This is a genomic window from Actinobacillus genomosp. 2, assembly GCF_029773605.1.
GTDB lineage: Bacteria > Pseudomonadota > Gammaproteobacteria > Enterobacterales > Pasteurellaceae > Actinobacillus.
The window spans coordinates 1,433,049-1,450,779 of record NZ_CP103807.1 but is presented as its reverse complement, the minus strand read 5'-3'; the positions used below and the strand labels follow the sequence as shown (position 1 = coordinate 1,450,779).

Sequence of the window (17,731 nt, the reverse complement as noted above, 5' to 3'; positions counted from 1 at the left end):
AGATGCCGTTAGGCATCTTTTCTTAACATTTATGGTAGTTTTCACCTAATTAAGTAGCACTTATAGCAGCTTACGCTTTGTTTTTAATATAAGGCTAGATATTAACGATTTAACCACGCCATATATTCTTTCGTACCTTCGGCTACGGTTTTAAATGTACCTGTATAGCCTGCCGCACGGAGTTTGGTTAGATCCGCTTGGGTAAAGGTTTGGTAGCGAGACTTTAAATGATCCAGGAATGGGATTTTTTCGATTTCGCCTTTGCCGTGGAAGTCGATCACCGCTTGTGCCACTGCTTGGAATGATTCCGCTTTGCCGGTTCCGAGGTTGTAAATACCGGAAATACCGTTTTGCCACGCCCAAATATTCACTTTCGCCACGTCTTCCACATACACGAAATCACGTAAGAAGGTTTCTGAACCCTCGAATAATTTCGGGTTTTCGCCTTTCAGCATTTGATTATTTAAGTGGAACGCTACGCTTGCCATTGAACCTTTGTGTTGTTCACGCGGACCGTACACGTTGAAATATTTAAAACCGCATACCGGCGAATCTGCTTCCGGTAAAACTTGGCGTACATATTCGTCAAATAGGAATTTTGAATAGCCGTAAGCATTGAGCGGTTGTTCGAATTTACGCTCTTCGATAAAGTTATCCGAACGACCACCGTAAGTTGCTGCACTTGATGCGTAGAAGAACGGAATTTGGCGATCTAAACAGAAATGTAATAACTCTTTTGAATATTCGTAGTTATTGTGCATTAAGTATTTGCCGTCCCATTCGGTGGTCGCCGAGCAAGCACCTTCGTGGAATACCGCATCAATCTCGCCGAAATCATCGCCGGCAATAACAGAGGCGATAAAATCTTCTTTATCACAATAATCCGCAATATCTAAATCTACTAAATTTACGAATTTTTCGCCGTTTTTTAAGTTATCTACAACAAGAATATCTTTTCTGCCGATTTCATTTAATGCTTTGACGATATTGCTACCGATCATACCAAAGCCGCCTGTTACGATAATCATAGCTTTTTCCTTTTTGAAATTAAAAACGGGGATATTATCGGTGGATTGGGGCGGATTTGCAAATTTTGCAACAAATTAGACCGCTTGTTAGCGAAGAAAGAAAAAGCGAGACAATGCTCGCTTTTTCTTAATGGGTAGGATTATTTCGCACGCTCAATTTGTTTTTTGAGTTTTTGCATTTTTTCTTTAATGCGTTGGCGTTTAAGTGCAGAGATGTGGTCCACGAACAGCACACCGTTGAGGTGGTCGATTTCGTGTTGGATACAGATAGCGAATAAACCGTCCGCATCGTAAATCACTTCTTCGCCTTTACGGTTTAGCGCTTTTACTTTCACTTTTTCTTTACGTGGCACTAACGCACGATGACCAGGGATAGATAAACATCCTTCTTCGATACCGGTCTCGCCGCATGATTCTAAAATCTCCGGGTTAATCAGTACCACTTGGTTAGTTTTATCGCCTTCAATATCAATCGTAATAACACGTTTTAATACGCCCACTTGCGGTGCGGCAAGACCGATACCTTCGTGTTCGTACATCGTGTCAAACATATCATCGATGAACTGATTTAATTCATCATCTACGTGTGCAACAGGCTCACACACTTTTGCTAACCCTTCATCCGGGTAAAGTACAACTTCTAAAACTGACATTTTTTTGTGATCTCAATCGAAAAATAAAAAATTATAAATTGGTTAATTAATTCGTTTTCTTATGATTGGCTATTTTGTGAAAAACATAGCTAAATAAGATAAAACGTCTGACTAAATTACCTGTTTAATCGTTATTTGTCTATGTTTCCTTTTAATTAACCATCATTCATTTAGGGAATAGATTAATGCCACAAATCGCTTTACTGAAATTATTACAAATTCCGCAACTAGGGGCGCAGCGAATAGCTCGTCTGTTGTCCGAAGTGGATTTCACCCAATTTTGCCAATATGACAAACGCCAATTACAACAAATCGGTTGGAACGAGAAACAGATTCAACGCTGGTTCAATCCGGAAATGCGTTGGATTGAGAGTACATTGGCGTGGGCGGAACAACCGAATCAACATTTATTAAGCTTATTTGATGAAGAATATCCGTTTTTATTACGGCAAATCAGCACCGCACCGCCGGTGTTATTTGTCAGAGGTTCTGTAAGCAGTTTGAGTTTACCGCAAATTGCAATTGTCGGTAGCCGAGATTTTTCCACCTATGGTGAATACTGGGCAGGCTATTTTAGTGAGCAATTGGTTAAACATCATTTGGCAGTTACTAGCGGACTCGCAATCGGTATAGACGGCTTTTGTCATCAGAGAGCGGTAGCGGAACAGGGTATCACCATTGCTGTGTTGGGCAGCGGTTTAGATCAAGTGTATCCGGCAAGACATAAAAAATTGGCGGAACAGATTGTCGAAAGCGGTGGGGCGTTAGTGTCGGAATTTTTTCCGAATCAACCGCCGCTTGCCGAGAATTTCCCGCGTCGTAATCGAATTATCAGCGGCTTATCGCTTGGTACGTTAGTGGTGGAAGCCACATTAAATAGCGGTTCGCTGATTACCGCCCGTTATGCGTTGGAGCAAGGGCGAGAAGTTTTTGCGTTACCGAATTCGGTACAAAATCCGTATGCACAAGGCTGTCATAAACTGATTAAAGAAGGGGCGGTCTTAACCGAAACGATAGAGGATATTTTACAGGCGATTCAATATCAACTGCCGAATCAGCCTCGGCAACAGGTGCTGTTTGAAGCAGAACAAGCGGTCGAAAAAGCCCCATTTTTTGCAAAAGCCAACGTGCTAAATAAGGTCAATCATCTTGTAAGAAAATTGCCGGAATTGACCGCTTGTCAGCAACAAATTGTGGAGCATATTAGTCTTGAGCCAATTTCGATTGATGATTTAGCGAAAGCGACCGCATTGGAAGTGGAAACGCTATTAGTTGAGTTACTGAGTTTGGAATTATTAAGTGTAATTAAGCAGGTGAGCGGCGGTTATGTCAGACAATAAAAAAACGGCATCCGAAGATGCCGTTTAATGCAAAGAAGGGAAATTATTTTTTCGCTTGCAGTACACGACGTGCGAAAATAATACAACCGATCACAAATAATGTTAAACCAAGTAATTCTGCCATTCCACCCCAGTTTTCGAGATTTAATGCTAACGGTGCATCAGAACCGCCAGAGGTTACTGAACCAGCGATCACAAAGGCTAATAGTACGCCGACTAAACTTTCTCCCACGATTAAACCGGCTGCGAAAAGTGTGCCGTAGCGTTCTGCTTTTTTGCTTACCGCTTCAACATCTTTACCAGTACGTTTTGCATGGCGTTGAATATGACGATTAACCAACCAAGAAAGTAATGCACCGATAATTAACGGTACGTTTACCACCGGTGGTAAGTAAATACCGATACCCACCGCTAAAGTCGGTAAACCTAAACGACCTGCGCTGGCTTTTTTCAGTAAGGTATCCACGATAATTAAACAGATACCGAAAGCGACACCGACTAAAATGTAAGTCCATTCAAGGCTGTTTGAGAAAATACCGTTGGAAATGGTCATCATAATGGTCGCTTGCGGTGCAGAAAGTGCTTGTGCCGCATCCATTCCCTCACGAGGCATTGCACCGGCAAAACCGTATGCGTGGTAAAGGATTTCCAATACCGGTGTGATAACTAATGCACCAACGATACAACCGATAATTAACGCAAACTGTTGACGCCACGGTGTTGCTTTCACTAAATAACCGGTTTTTAAATCTTGTAGGTTATCGTTTGAAATGGTTGAAACACAGAATACGATTGATGCGGTGAAAATGGTTAATGCGGTTAAGAAACGTTGTCCGTCTGCATTTTCCATTAAGCCGGCAGCATTACCGACCATCATCAAAATTACGGAAATAATCACGATTGAGATGATACCGATACCTGAAATTGGGCTTGATGACGAACCGACTAAACCAGCCATATAACCGGATGCTGCAGCAACCAAGAAACCGACCACAACCGCTAAAATGGTACAAATAACCACTAATAAGAACGCTAATTCAATCGGTAAACCGACCGGTTGTAAGAAGCTCACTAATGCAATAATGATTAAAATAATACTCGCTAAAATAGTATAGAGCATTGTTTTCGGCGAGAGATCTTGTGCAGTACGATCGACATTTTGTAATGCAGGATCTTTCAATGCTCGGAATGCTTGTGACATACCTTGTACCATTGGTTTAAATAGCACGAGTAAAGTCCAGATTGCCGCAATCGCAATCGTACCGACCCCGATAAAGCGAACATTGCTTTTCCATAAACCCATCGCAAAACTAATCATATCCGTATCGGCAGGCATTGGTGTTGTTGCGGTGAAATATGGCACGGCAACACCCCAAGTAAAGATTGTGCCGACTAGCATCGCAATACCGCCCATCATACCGACTAAATAGCCGGCACCGAGTAAGGCAAAAGAGAAGCCCATCGGTAATTGGAATATTGCATTACCACCTTTAAACCAGTAGCTTGCACCATCGGCAACCACACGTAAACCGTTCGTTAGGAAGCTGACGAATGCGGCTAATAAACCACCGGATACGATTTCTTTAATACCGCTGTCTTTATTATCGCTTTCATCGCCAGCTTTTAAAATTTCCGCTGCGGCAACGCCTTCCGGATAAGGTAAGTCACTTTTTACCACCATAACATTACGTAACGGTACGGTAAAAATTACCCCTAAAATCCCACCAGAAATACAGATAAGTAAGGTTTGCCAAAATGGGAAGCTTTGCCAATAGCCCATCATTAATAATGCTGGAATCACAAAGATTACCGAAGAAAGTGTACCGGCAGATGAGGCTTGCGTTTGTACCATATTGTTTTCAAGGATATTTGATCCCTTAAACATTTTGAGTACAGCCATTGAGATAACTGCAGCAGGAATAGATGATGCAAACGTCATCCCCACTTTCAGTCCTAAATAAACATTAGAAGCGGTAAATACCACAGTAATTAACGCCCCCAAAATCATACCCCTTAAGGTAAGTTCTCGTAGAGTAGTAGGATTATTCATAAGTCCTCCAAAAATAAATAGGAGTCTATATTATCAAGAAAGTAAAAAGTGTAGATAATTATTCAGTCTATTTTTTACTCATTCTTACTAATATTTTCATAAAAATGTGATATTACGCAAAAAATAAAGCCGATTTAAGAAAACCGGCTTTAGTTTAAATGTTTAAAATTGAATTTTAATGCAACTTTTGCAAATTTTTATGGAAAATTAACCGCTCGTTATTCGGCGTTATTTACTGGTTTTTTTGCTAAGTAATTGTAAGCAACTAAAAGAGCAAATAATCCGACAATAATTGCGGTAATAATGTCTTTATTAAATACTTGTGCCATATAGCCTAAAACAATACCGACCCCACCGAAATCCGCATCAGAGAAAGTCGTATTGGCAAAACCTAATGAGCCGAGAACCGGTAATAAGAACACCGGTAAGAAGGTGATTAAAATACCGTGTGCAAATGCACCAATAATTGCACCACGGCGACCACCGGTTGCGTTACCGAACACGCCGGCAGTTGCGCCGCAGAAGAAGTGAGGCACAACACCCGGTAAAATTAATACCCAATTTAATTGACCTAGTACCGCTAATCCGACGACACCGCCGGCAAAGCTGGCTAAGAAACCGATTAATACCGCATTAGGTGCATAAGGGAAAACAATTGGACAGTCTAATGCCGGTTTTGCATCAGGGACTAATTTTTCGGAGAAACCGGTAAATGCCGGTACAATTTCCGCTAATACAAGACGTACGCCTTGTAAAATGACGAATACACCGGCTGCAAAAGTAATCGCTTGAATAATCGCATAAACCACATAATGTTGACCGTTACTATAGTTTTGCGAAACATATTCGTTACCGGATGCAAGAGCTAAGAATACATAGATCACCATCATCGTAAGCGAAATAGAAATAGAACTGTCACGTAGGAAACTTAAGTTTTTCGGCAAATTCATTTCTTCGGTAGATTTTGAACCTTTACCGACTAATTGACCGATTGCACCGGAAAGTACATAAGCAATAGTACCGAAGTGACCTAATGCAACATCATCGCTACCAGTAATTTTTTTCATATAGCGATGAGCAATCGTTGGGAAGAAACCCATAATTAAACCGAGTGTTAACGCACCGGTAAAGACAAGTTGAACCCCTTCAAAGCCTGCGACCACCAAAATAACCGCTACCATACACGCCATAAAGAAAGTGTGGTGTCCAGTTAGGAAAACGAATTTCAAACGAGTAAAACGTGCAACAATAATATTGGCAACCATGCCGAATGCCATAATGAGTGCTGTTGCTGTCCCGAATTTTTCCATTGCCATTGATACAACGGCTTCATTATTCGGAATAATGCCTTGCACGTTAAATGCGTGTTCAAACATACCGCCGAGAGGCGTAAGCGAACTTAATAAAACGGTTGCACCACCACTTAATACAAGAAAACCTAAAATGGTTTTTACCGTACCTTTAATGGTATCCGGTAAGGATTTTTTCTGTAAAAGTAAACCGGTTAACGCAATTAAACCGACCAGAATTGACGGTACTTTTAAAATATCTAAAAGGAAGAAAAGTATAGAGTCCATAGTTCACCTCGCTTTAGCGATTGAAGTAAGCGGTAAGTTTTTCTTCAAATTCAACCGGGCTAATTAAATTAGTCACAATGATAATACGCTCTGCCGGTAAACTGGTTGCACTACTGGCAATATCTTTACCCATCACAAAAATATCCGCATCATCTGCTGTTACCGAGGCAAGATCCGTATGACCGACTTCTGCTTCCACATTTAATTTTTTCAAGACTTTTTTGATGTTCATTTCCATCATAAAGCTACTACCGATACCGTTACCACATACAGCCATAATTTTCATTGTTAAACCCTCATAGTGAAAGAAATTAGATTAAAAATAGATGTTAAATACAATATAGAGAGAAATGTTACCGCTATCAACAAGCAATTTTTAAAAGTGTGATAGCGGTAACATTTTTTATTTTTTCTGTAAAATAATTATGATGAGATTTTTTGATATAGCCAAAATGAAAAGTTGATTTTTAATGATAAGATCGCCACAGGATGAGGAGAACGTATGGCAAATGAATCAACAAGAACAAGAAAAACATCGGGAAGAATCACATTGGCAGATGTTGCGAAGTTTGTTGGCGTTGGTCAAATGACGGTTTCAAGGGCATTACGTACACCTGAAGCAGTTTCTGAGCCGCTACGAAAAAAAATTGAACAGGCGGTAGTTGAATTAGGCTATGTACCGAATGTTGCCGCTAGACAACTTGCATCGGCTTCCTCACAAAATTTAGTGATTGTGACATCATCAATTACTTCGACCGAAAATAACTTGATTTTATCGGCGTTACGCCAAAGTTTAGCGAAATTGGAATTACAAATCGTGATATTGGTTGCGGATCAACCCTCTTGGTTACAAGAGCTGATTAATCACACACCGCAAGCAATCGTATTATTAAATTTAGATTGTCCGCCGAATGCAGCGGAATGGATTAAAAAAAGTCATATACCAACAGTTGAAATCGGTCATAAAAAATCAACACCAATAGATATGAGTGTGGGTATTGATAGTAAAGTCGCAATGAAAACGATGATCGATTTTCTGGTAGATCAAGGTCATCGACAAATCGGCTTATTGGGGGCTAAACACGATTTTTCTATTTTCCAGCATTATTTGGAAAGTTGGCGAACAACCTTATTAAGTAAACATTTAGATCCGCAATTAGTACGGTATTCTACGGATGAAATTTCATTTTCCTCAGGCGTACAATTATTTAATGACGCTTATTTAGAATGGGGAAATATTGATGCATTAGTCTTTTTATCGGACGAATTGGCGTGTGGTGCATTATATGAAGCATTAAGACGACATATTTCCGTCCCTCAAGATATTGCAGTAGTCGGATTGGGTGGTTTAGATGTCGGTAGCGTGTCTTACCCGAATTTAACTACAATTGCTATTCCTTATGAACAAATGGGCAAAGTTGCTGGTAAGCAATTACTCGCAAGACTGACGCAAGAAACGATAATGGAAAAAGATCGTATTGTGGAATTGCCGATAAAACTCTTAGTAAGGAAAAGCGTTTAGATTTTTTTGGATAAAATTTCACAAAAGATCGTGGCAAGTAAGGCTAAAAATGTTAGAATCCAACGCTTTTCAAAATAATAGTTCTCTTTTTTACAATATTTAGGTTTTATATGGCAACTGAGATTAACAAGAAAGCCCCTGAACAGATCGAAGAAAAGGGCGTTAAAAGTAAGGGTGTAAACGGGGCATTATGGTTTGTCGCGATTGCATTACTTGCTGTAGCTGCGATTGGTAATGCGTATTTTGCATCGCATTTTTCATTAGTTGTACGCGTATTATTACTTGTCGTATTAATCGTTGGTGCGGTTGTACTTGCAGCAATCACTAACCAAGGTCAAAAAGCGATTGGCTTTATCAAAGAATCTCGTACAGAGCTTAGAAAAATTATTTGGCCAACTCGCCCAGAAGCGACTCAAACTACATTAATTGTGTTAGCAATGTGTGTGGTGGTTTCGTTAGTATTATGGGGTATCGACTCTATTATCGTTACATTGGTTACGTTTTTAACAAATTTAAGGTTCTAAGATGAGCGAAGTAGAAAATACAGAAGTAACAAAAATGCGTTGGTATGTATTACAAGCATTTTCAGGTTTTGAAAACCGTGTTGCAGTAACGTTGCGTGAATATATCAAATTACATCAAATGGAAGATCAGTTCGGTGAAGTATTAGTACCGACTGAAGAAGTTGTTGAAAACGTAGGCGGTAAACGTCGTCGTACAGAACGTAAATTCTTCCCGGGTTACGTATTAGTGCAAATGGAAATGAATGACGATACATGGCACTTAGTCAAAAGCGTGCCGCGTGTTATGGGCTTTATCGGCGGTACAGCGGATAAACCGGCACCGATTTCTAAACGTGAAGCAGATCGTATTTTAAATCGTGTTCAAGAAACAGCGGAAAAACCACGTCATCGTAACGAATATCAACCGGGTGAAAATGTTCGTGTCACCGAAGGTCCATTCGCAGACTTTACCGGTACGGTTGAAGAAGTGGATTACGAAAAAGGTCGCTTAAAAGTGTCTGTATCTATCTTTGGACGTGCAACACCGGTTGAACTTGAGTTCGGTCAAGTCGAAAAACAAGCGTAATTGTTTTGTGCAGAATCTAGCTGAAATCAAGCGGTTTATTTTTACCTAATTTTTGCAAAAAATTTTCAAAAATGACCGCTTGTTTCATTTTGTAATGTATCTTTTATGGTACATATGAATTTTTCAGCAATAAAATTTTATTATTCCAAATAGTTTTGCTTGAAAAATGATCGCAATTTATTTAGAATAATCAGTCTATACGAGTTGGCTTGCTAACTCGTTTTTTGTGTAACAGGGGAGCCGATTTTCGGCGTTATTACCCACTTAGAGGAAACTTATAAAATGGCAAAAAAAGTCCAAGCATACGTTAAGTTGCAAGTTGCAGCTGGTATGGCTAACCCTTCACCACCAGTTGGTCCTGCATTAGGTCAACAAGGTGTTAACATCATGGAATTCTGTAAAGCATTCAACGCTCGTACTGAGAGCTTAGAAAAAGGTTTACCAATCCCTGTTGTTATCACAGTTTACGCAGACCGTTCATTCACTTTCGTAACTAAAACTCCACCGGCAGCAGTATTACTTAAAAAAGCTGTAGGTATCAAATCTGGTTCAGGTAAACCGAACAAAGATAAAGTGGGTACAGTAACTCAAGAGCAATTACGTCAAATCGCTGAAACTAAAGCAGCAGATATGACTGGTGCGACTATCGAAACTAAAATGAAATCAATCGCTGGTACAGCTCGCTCAATGGGCTTAATCGTAGAGGAATAATACAATGGCTAAATTGACTAAAAAAATGAAAGCAATTAAAGCTGGCGTAGATTCTACTAAAGCTTACGAAATCAACGAAGCGATCGCAGTTTTAAAACAATTCGCAACAGCTAAATTCGTTGAAAGCGTAGACGTAGCGGTGAACTTAGGTATCGACCCTCGTAAATCAGACCAAAACGTACGTGGTGCAACAGTATTACCACATGGTACAGGTCGCACAGCTCGCGTAGCAGTATTCACACAAGGCGCGAATGCAGAAGCCGCTAAAGCAGCAGGTGCTGATTTAGTCGGTATGGAAGATTTAGCAGAGCAAATCAAGAAAGGCGAAATGAACTTTGACGTTGTTATCGCTTCTCCGGATGCAATGCGTGTTGTAGGTCAATTAGGTCAAGTATTAGGCCCACGCGGCTTAATGCCAAACCCGAAAGTTGGTACTGTAACACCAAACGTTGCTGAAGCAGTTAAAAATGCTAAATCAGGTCAGATCCGTTACCGTAACGACAAAAATGGTATTATTCATACAACGATCGGTAAAGCAGACTTCGCACCTGAACAATTAAAAGATAACTTAGTTGCGTTATTAGCGGCGTTAAACAAAGCTAAACCAACAACAGCTAAAGGTATCTTCATCAAGAAAGTAAGCATCTCTACCACTATGGGTGCTGGTGTTGCTGTTGATCAAGCATCACTTTAATTTCTAATAGAAGTTAAAACTTTACAAGGTCGTAGATTATTGTATAATTTGCGACCTTAACTTGCGAGAGCAAGCTGATGGTGCTTAGCCTATCTAAGCCCCGTCCAAGACCGTAGGTGAATAAGTTTTCTTATTCTTAATTAAAACCTACGTAGATGGTGAACAGACAGATTTTTCTGCTTCTGGACACCTTAGGCTCAGAAGATTGCTACTTGCAATGCAAGCGGTAAGTTTTTTGAGGTTTTTTGTAAATTCCACTTTGGTGGAGTGTATCAGGAGCTAAAACCAATGGCATTAAATCTTCAAGACAAACAAGCGATTGTTGCTGAAGTAAACGAAGCTGCCAAAGGTGCCCTTTCAGCTGTTGTCGCGGATTCTCGTGGCGTAACAGTTGAGAAAATGACTGAGTTACGTAAATCTGCTCGTGAAGCTGGTGTAACAATGCGTGTTGTACGTAATACTTTATTACGTCGTGCGGTTGAAGGCACAGAGTTCGAGTGTTTAAAAGATACGTTTACTGGTCCGACTCTTATCGCATTCTCTCACGAACATCCGGGCGCAGCAGCTCGTTTATTCACTGAATTTGCGAAAGCAAACAAAGAGTTTGAACTTAAAGGTGCAGCCTTTGAAGGTAAAGTACAAGATGTAGAATTCTTAGCTACATTACCAACTTACGAAGAAGCAATTGCACGTTTAATGGGCACAATGAAAGAAGCTGCGGCAGGCAAACTTGTTCGCACTCTTGCGGCATTACGCGACAAATTACAAGAAGCTGCATAATTTTTAGCAGAAAACTTCTTAACTCGTTTAACAACTTATTTACTTTAGGAATTGATTGTCATGTCATTAACTAACGAACAATTAATCGAAGCGATCGCTTCAAAATCAGTATCAGAAATCGTTGAATTAATCGCAGCGATGGAAGAAAAATTCGGTGTTTCAGCAGCGGCAGCAGTAGCAGCAGCTCCAGCAGCAGGCGCAGCGGCAGCAGAAGAGAAAACTGAATTCGACGTAATCCTTGCTAACGCAGGTGCAAACAAAGTTGCTGTAATCAAAGCAGTACGTGGTGCAACTGGTTTAGGCTTAAAAGAAGCTAAAGACTTAGTTGAATCTGCACCAGCAGCATTAAAAGAAGGCATCTCTAAAGCTGAAGCTGATGCACTTAAAAAAGAATTAGAAGAAGCTGGCGCACAAGTAGAAATCAAATAATTTTTGATTTAACTTTTCCAGAACTTCAAGTTCAGAGAAACCCCGATGGAAACATCGGGGTTTTTTGCATTTTAGAGATATGTTTAAGTACTTAAATTGATAAGTATTTAATGATTTGATATGATTTTATCAATTTTTAATGTAAAAGGTTTATTTTTGATAACATGTTATCGCTTTATGATGATGTGGATACGCAAAGGTTACTTGCGGAACATCTTAAAAAGAAACGTAAGCAAGCAAAATTATCTCGTAAAAAACTTGCAGAAAGATCAGCTGTACCGGAAGCAACTATTCGCCATTTTGAAATAACTTACCAAATCTCTTTACGTCAATTTTTAGCATTATGGTTAGTATTAGATAAAATGGATAGATTAGTTGAATTAACTAAGGAACAACCTAAGTTGCCAAAAACAATAGCAGAGGTATTACGTGGTTAAAATTATGCCAACGAAACAACTTACTGTTTATCGAACATTAATGAATGGGAGGAAAATCCGAGTAGGTGAGCTTGCAGAAAATAAACAAGGTATATTTTTTGCTTACGATACAAATTATTTATCCGACTATCCAAATCTTTCCCCTTTTAAATTAGAAAAAAATACAGCGTTGCAGCTCGCACCTGTTTCACCTCACGATGGTTTGCATGGTGTATTTGCAGATAGTTTACCTGATGGTTGGGGATTACTATTACAAGATCGTTTTTTCGAAGCAAATCAGTTAAATTTATATCAAATATCACCGCTTGATCGCCTTGCGTTTGTTGGCGATACAGGTATTGGTGCTTTATCCTTCGAGCCGGTTAATCATCAATTTCAATACGAAGAAGAAATAAATTTGTTTGAGTTAGGCAGACGGTAACGAAAATTCAACGACATTTAAATTTAGTTTGGCAAGAAAATAAGCTACTTTGTAGTTAAGTAAGCCCCGATGGAAGCATTAGGTTTGTTGTATTTTAAGATAATATATTTTTACCTAGGATTAATCTATACTTCTTTCAGTATTGGCAATGTTTATAAGTGTAGAGGAGTTGAGAATGAGAAAATTAGTATTAGTAGTTTCATTTGGATTATTCGGATTTATACAAAATGTACAAGCTCAGCAAGTTATATTTTCGTGTAAAACAACAAATAATAAATATATTGAGGTACAGAAAGTTTCTAATAATTTTTACGAGTATAAATTTGGCTCTGCTTCTAAAAATGAATTAACTATTCGTAACAAGCAGGCTGATTTACTTGGTAGATCTGCGAAATGGGATGGAATAGGTAGGTATAGATGGGCAACAATGGCTTTCCAACAAGGAGAATATCTTTATAGTGTGAATACAAGCCTTGACTCGATCGAGCATACTGTAGAAAGTAGTGTAATTGTTGAGCGTAAAGGAAAACTTCTTACCCAAGTTAATTGTACACCTGAAACGGCACAATCAAATTTCAATGATGATAATTTCGCTTGGTAGCGTTGATAGAAATTAAACAATTTGCTATAATTCGAACCCATTTTTGCATTTACGGCTGACGATGAAAATTCGTCAGCCTTTTGTGCTTGGAAGTATTAGCTTATTTTGTCATTTTAATAAGCTAAATTTGTAAAAATCCCACCCAATTTGACCGCTTGCAGTAGTGATTTTTGACTCAAGTAAGGCGATTGGAAAATGACACCTCGTACAAATTTAATGCCACTTCCAGCCCGTTCAAATGACGGTCGGATTGTGTAACCTCAACCAAATAAGAAAATCAGAAGGCTATCTAGCAATGGCATATTCATATTCCGAGAAAAAGCGTATTCGTAAGAGCTTTGGTAAACGTCCACAAGTTCTTAACGTACCTTATCTATTAACAATTCAGCTTGATTCTTACGAAAAATTCATTCAAAGAGATTCAGATGGACAACAAGGTTTAGAAGCGGCATTCCGTTCTGTGTTCCCGATTGTAAGCAATAACGGAAGCACCGAATTACAATACGTTTCTTACGAATTAGGTGAGCCGGTATTTGACGTTCGTGAATGTCAAATTCGTGGTACAACCTATGCAGCACCATTACGCGTAAAATTACGTTTAGTGACTTTTGACCGTGAAGCGGCAGCCGGTACGGTAAAAGACATTAAAGAACAAAACGTGTATATGGGCGAAATCCCATTAATGACCGATAACGGTACATTCGTGATTAACGGTACTGAGCGTGTAATCGTGTCTCAGTTACACCGTAGTCCGGGCGTATTCTTCGATTCTGACAAAGGTAAAACCCACTCATCAGGTAAAGTGCTTTATAACGCACGTATTATTCCTTACCGTGGTTCTTGGTTAGACTTCGAGTTTGACCCGAAAGACAATCTTTATGCACGTATCGACCGCCGCCGTAAATTACCGGCAACGATTATTTTACGTGCTTTAGGTTACACGACCGAAGAAATCTTATCGATGTTCTTCGATAAAGTGAACTTTGAAATCCAAGATAATAAATTATTAATGACGTTGGTGCCGGAACGCTTACGTGGTGAAACTGCTGCGTTTGATATTGAAGCGAACGGTAAAGTGTATGTTGAACGTGGTCGTCGTATTACCGCACGTCATATTCGTACATTAGAAAAAGACGAAATTAAACAAATCGAAGTGCCGGTAGAGTACATCGTAGGTAAAGTTGCAGCGAAAGATTATATTGATCTTTCAACTGGCGAATTAGTTTGTCCGGCGAATATGGAAATCTCAATGGAGATGTTAGCGAAATTATCGCAAGCAGGTTACAAAGAGATCGAAGTATTATTTACTAACGACTTAGATCACGGTCCGTATATTTCTGAAACCTTACGTGTTGATCCAACTTATGACCGCTTAAGTGCATTAGTAGAAATCTATCGTATGATGCGTCCGGGTGAGCCACCGACAAAAGAAGCGGCGGAAGCGTTATTCGACAATATGTTCTTCTCAGCAGACCGTTATGACTTATCTGCGGTTGGTCGTATGAAGTTCAATCGTTCGCTTAACCTTGAAGAAGGTGTAGGTTCAGGTATTTTAAGTAATGACGACATTACCGGCGTGATGAAGAAATTAATCGAAATCCGTAACGGTCGTGGCGAAGTGGATGATATTGACCACTTAGGTAACCGTCGTATTCGTTCAGTAGGTGAAATGGCTGAAAACCAATTCCGTATTGGTTTAGTGCGTGTAGAGCGTGCTGTGCGTGAGCGTTTATCATTAGGCGATTTAGACGGCATTACTCCGCAAGATTTAATCAATGCAAAACCAATTTCAGCGGCAGTGAAAGAGTTCTTCGGTTCTTCACAACTTTCGCAATTTATGGACCAAAATAACCCGCTTTCAGAGGTTACCCATAAACGTCGTATTTCGGCATTAGGTCCGGGCGGTTTAACCCGTGAACGTGCAGGCTTTGAGGTTCGAGACGTACATACTACTCACTATGGTCGTTTATGTCCGATCGAAACCCCTGAAGGTCCGAACATCGGTTTGATCAACTCACTTTCGGTATATGCACGTACTAATAACTACGGTTTCTTAGAAACGCCATTCCGTAAAGTAGTGAACGGTCAAGTAACCGAAGATATCGAGTATTTATCGGCAATCGAAGAAGGTAACTATGTTATCGCTCAGGCTAACTCAAACTTAGATGAGAACTTCCGTTTTACTGATACTTACGTAACTTGTCGTGGCGAACACGGTGAGTCAGGTTTATACAAACCGGAAGATATTCACTATATGGATATCTCAACACAACAAGTAGTTTCTGTTGCGGCAGCGTTAATTCCGTTCCTTGAGCATGACGATGCGAACCGTGCGTTAATGGGTGCGAACATGCAACGTCAGGCTGTTCCGACATTACGTGCGGATAAACCACTTGTTGGTACTGGTATGGAAAAACCAATCGCACTTGACTCTGGTGTAGCGATTGTGGCGAAACGTGGTGGTATCGTACAACGTGTTGATGCTTCTCGTATCGTAGTGAAAGTAAATGAAGATGAAACGATTCCGGGCGAAGCAGGTATCGACATCTATAACTTAATTAAATATACCCGTTCAAACCAAAATACCTGTATCAACCAAATTCCTTGTGTGAATTTAGGTGAGCCGGTAGCACGTGGTGAGATCTTAGCAGACGGTCCTTCAACAGATTTAGGTGAATTAGCGTTAGGTCAAAACATTCGTGTGGCATTCATGCCATGGAATGGTTATAACTTCGAAGACTCAATGTTAGTTTCTGAGCGTGTAGTACAAGAAGACCGTTTCACAACAATCCACATCCAAGAATTATCTTGCGTGGCACGTGATACCAAACTTGGTGCGGAAGAAATTACTGCGGATATTCCAAACGTAGGTGAATCAGCATTAAGCAAACTTGATGAATCAGGTATCGTTTACGTGGGTGCGGAAGTTAAAGGTGGCGACATTTTAGTTGGTAAAGTAACGCCTAAAGGTGAAACCCAATTAACACCAGAAGAAAAACTTTTACGTGCAATCTTCGGTGAGAAAGCATCTGACGTTAAAGATTCTTCATTACGCGTACCAAACGGTACTTCAGGTACGGTTATTGACGTTCAAGTATTTACTCGTGATGGCGTTGAAAAAGATAAACGTGCATTAGAAATCGAGGAAATGCAGCTTAAAGAAGCGAAAAAAGATTTAACTGAAGAGTTAGAGATTTTAGAAGCTGGCTTATTTACCCGTGTTCGCAACTTATTAATCGAAGGTGGCGTATCTGAAGCTGAATTAGATAAAGTTTCTCGTGAGAAATGGTTAGAACAAACCTTAGATGACGAAGCGAAACAAAATCAATTAGAACAGCTTGCGGAACAACACGAAGAATTACGTAAAGAGTTTGAACGTAAACTTGAAATTAAACGCAACAAGATCATTCAAGGTGACGATTTAGCACCGGGCGTGTTAAAAGTGGTTAAAGTTTACTTAGCGGTTCGTCGTCAAATCCAACCGGGTGATAAAATGGCGGGTCGTCACGGTAACAAAGGGGTTATCTCGAAAATTAACCCAGTTGAAGATATGCCGTACGATGAAAACGGTCAACCGGTTGAGATCGTATTGAACCCGCTGGGCGTACCTTCACGTATGAACATCGGTCAGATCTTAGAAACGCACTTAGGTTTAGCTGCAAAAGGTATCGGTGACCAAATTAATGCAATGATCAAACAACAACAATCTGTTGCGAAATTGCGTGAGTATATCCAAAAAGCGTACGACTTAGGTCATGGTTCACAGTCAGTAGACTTAAGCACCTTTACCGATGAAGAAGTATTACGTTTAGCAGAGAACTTACGTAAAGGTTTACCGCTTGCAACGCCGGTATTCGATGGTGCGCATGAAAGCGAAATCAAAGGCTTATTAGAATTAGGTGGCTTACCAACTTCAGGTCAAATTACTTTATTTGACGGTCGTACCGGTGAGAAATTCGAGCGTCCTGTAACCGTAGGTTATATGTATATGCTCAAATTGAACCACTTAGTTGACGACAAAATGCACGCGCGTTCAACCGGCTCTTATAGTCTTGTTACTCAACAACCGCTTGGTGGTAAAGCACAATTCGGTGGTCAGCGTTTCGGTGAGATGGAGGTTTGGGCATTAGAAGCATACGGTGCTGCTTACACCTTACAAGAAATGTTAACGGTTAAATCGGATGACGTGAACGGTCGTACGAAGATGTATAAAAACATCGTAGACGGCACACACCAAATGGAACCGGGTATGCCGGAATCATTCAACGTATTGTTGAAAGAGATTCGTGCCTTAGGTATCGATATGGAGTTAGACGAAGACTAGTCGTCAGCCCTCAAGCGGTCAGATTTGGTCAAAAATTTGCAAAATTTGACCGCTTGTAAAACCAAATTTCCTCGT

At 40.0% G+C, this 17,731-nt stretch carries 16 protein-coding genes and 1 pseudogene; 12 read left to right on the top strand and 5 right to left on the bottom strand.

Going from position 1 to position 17,731, the window contains the following annotated elements; all coding sequences use genetic code 11:
- Window positions 1-101 precede the first annotated feature (101 nt).
- Window positions 102-1,028: an ADP-glyceromanno-heptose 6-epimerase gene (gene rfaD / locus NYR60_RS07270; protein ID WP_279466424.1), complete on the bottom strand. Its 927-nt coding sequence runs from the start codon at window positions 1,026-1,028 to the stop codon at window positions 102-104.
- 140 nt (window positions 1,029-1,168) lie between these two features.
- Complete coding sequence (gene def, locus NYR60_RS07265) at window positions 1,169-1,681, bottom strand: peptide deformylase (RefSeq protein WP_279466423.1); 513 nt, start codon at window positions 1,679-1,681, stop codon at window positions 1,169-1,171.
- Window positions 1,682-1,866: 185 nt separating this feature from the next.
- Here def and dprA point away from each other — a divergent pair, with 185 nt between their 5' ends.
- Window positions 1,867-3,021: a DNA-processing protein DprA gene (dprA, locus tag NYR60_RS07260; RefSeq protein WP_279466421.1), complete on the top strand. Its 1,155-nt coding sequence runs from the start codon at window positions 1,867-1,869 to the stop codon at window positions 3,019-3,021.
- Between the two features lie 43 nt (window positions 3,022-3,064).
- On the opposite strand, the gene NYR60_RS07255 is transcribed toward dprA, so the two are convergent.
- The 3 genes from NYR60_RS07255 to NYR60_RS07245 all read right to left on the bottom strand — a co-directional run bounded on the left by NYR60_RS07255 (window position 3,065) and on the right by NYR60_RS07245 (window position 6,934).
- A complete protein-coding gene (locus NYR60_RS07255) occupies window positions 3,065-5,071 on the bottom strand; it encodes an OPT family oligopeptide transporter (protein WP_279466419.1) in 2,007 nt (668 codons plus the stop codon).
- Window positions 5,072-5,289: 218 nt separating this feature from the next.
- Entirely contained in the window at window positions 5,290-6,648 is a 1,359-nt protein-coding gene (locus tag NYR60_RS07250) for a PTS ascorbate transporter subunit IIC (protein WP_279466417.1), read from the bottom strand.
- A 13-nt stretch (window positions 6,649-6,661) separates the two neighbouring features.
- Window positions 6,662-6,934, bottom strand: coding sequence for a PTS sugar transporter subunit IIB (locus NYR60_RS07245; RefSeq protein WP_279445496.1), 273 nt, complete (start codon window positions 6,932-6,934; stop codon window positions 6,662-6,664).
- 216 nt (window positions 6,935-7,150) lie between these two features.
- Between NYR60_RS07245 and NYR60_RS07240 the strand changes: the two genes are divergently transcribed.
- The 11 genes and pseudogenes from NYR60_RS07240 (at window position 7,151) to rpoB (ending at window position 17,656) form a co-directional block, all read left to right on the top strand.
- A complete protein-coding gene (locus NYR60_RS07240) occupies window positions 7,151-8,170 on the top strand; it encodes a LacI family DNA-binding transcriptional regulator (RefSeq protein ID WP_279466416.1) in 1,020 nt (339 codons plus the stop codon).
- A 110-nt stretch (window positions 8,171-8,280) separates the two neighbouring features.
- Window positions 8,281-8,694 carry a preprotein translocase subunit SecE gene (gene secE / locus NYR60_RS07235; RefSeq protein WP_279466415.1) on the top strand — a complete coding sequence of 138 codons (414 nt, stop codon included), beginning with the start codon at window positions 8,281-8,283 and terminating at the stop codon, window positions 8,692-8,694.
- Window position 8,695: 1 nt separating this feature from the next.
- Window positions 8,696-9,259: a transcription termination/antitermination protein NusG gene (gene nusG, locus NYR60_RS07230; protein WP_279466413.1), complete on the top strand. Its 564-nt coding sequence runs from the start codon at window positions 8,696-8,698 to the stop codon at window positions 9,257-9,259.
- 282 nt (window positions 9,260-9,541) lie between these two features.
- Window positions 9,542-9,970 carry a 50S ribosomal protein L11 gene (rplK, locus tag NYR60_RS07225; protein WP_005599211.1) on the top strand — a complete coding sequence of 143 codons (429 nt, stop codon included), beginning with the start codon at window positions 9,542-9,544 and terminating at the stop codon, window positions 9,968-9,970.
- Window positions 9,971-9,974: 4 nt separating this feature from the next.
- Window positions 9,975-10,664: a 50S ribosomal protein L1 gene (gene rplA, locus NYR60_RS07220; protein WP_005599212.1), complete on the top strand. Its 690-nt coding sequence runs from the start codon at window positions 9,975-9,977 to the stop codon at window positions 10,662-10,664.
- Window positions 10,665-10,952: 288 nt separating this feature from the next.
- On the top strand, window positions 10,953-11,444 hold the full coding sequence (rplJ, locus tag NYR60_RS07215) for a 50S ribosomal protein L10 (RefSeq protein ID WP_150538281.1): 492 nt from the start codon (window positions 10,953-10,955) through the stop codon (window positions 11,442-11,444).
- 60 nt (window positions 11,445-11,504) lie between these two features.
- On the top strand, window positions 11,505-11,873 hold the full coding sequence (gene rplL, locus NYR60_RS07210) for a 50S ribosomal protein L7/L12 (RefSeq protein WP_015674252.1): 369 nt from the start codon (window positions 11,505-11,507) through the stop codon (window positions 11,871-11,873).
- 164 nt (window positions 11,874-12,037) lie between these two features.
- Window positions 12,038-12,310: a helix-turn-helix domain-containing protein gene (locus NYR60_RS07205; protein WP_279466412.1), complete on the top strand. Its 273-nt coding sequence runs from the start codon at window positions 12,038-12,040 to the stop codon at window positions 12,308-12,310.
- A gap of 4 nt (window positions 12,311-12,314) precedes the next feature.
- Window positions 12,315-12,725, top strand: a pseudogene (locus NYR60_RS07200) (HipA N-terminal domain-containing protein); the annotation flags it as partial.
- A gap of 181 nt (window positions 12,726-12,906) precedes the next feature.
- Entirely contained in the window at window positions 12,907-13,332 is a 426-nt protein-coding gene (locus NYR60_RS07195; RefSeq protein WP_279466410.1) for a hypothetical protein, read from the top strand.
- A gap of 295 nt (window positions 13,333-13,627) precedes the next feature.
- A complete protein-coding gene (gene rpoB / locus NYR60_RS07190) occupies window positions 13,628-17,656 on the top strand; it encodes a DNA-directed RNA polymerase subunit beta (protein WP_279466408.1) in 4,029 nt (1,342 codons plus the stop codon).
- Window positions 17,657-17,731 lie beyond the last annotated feature (75 nt).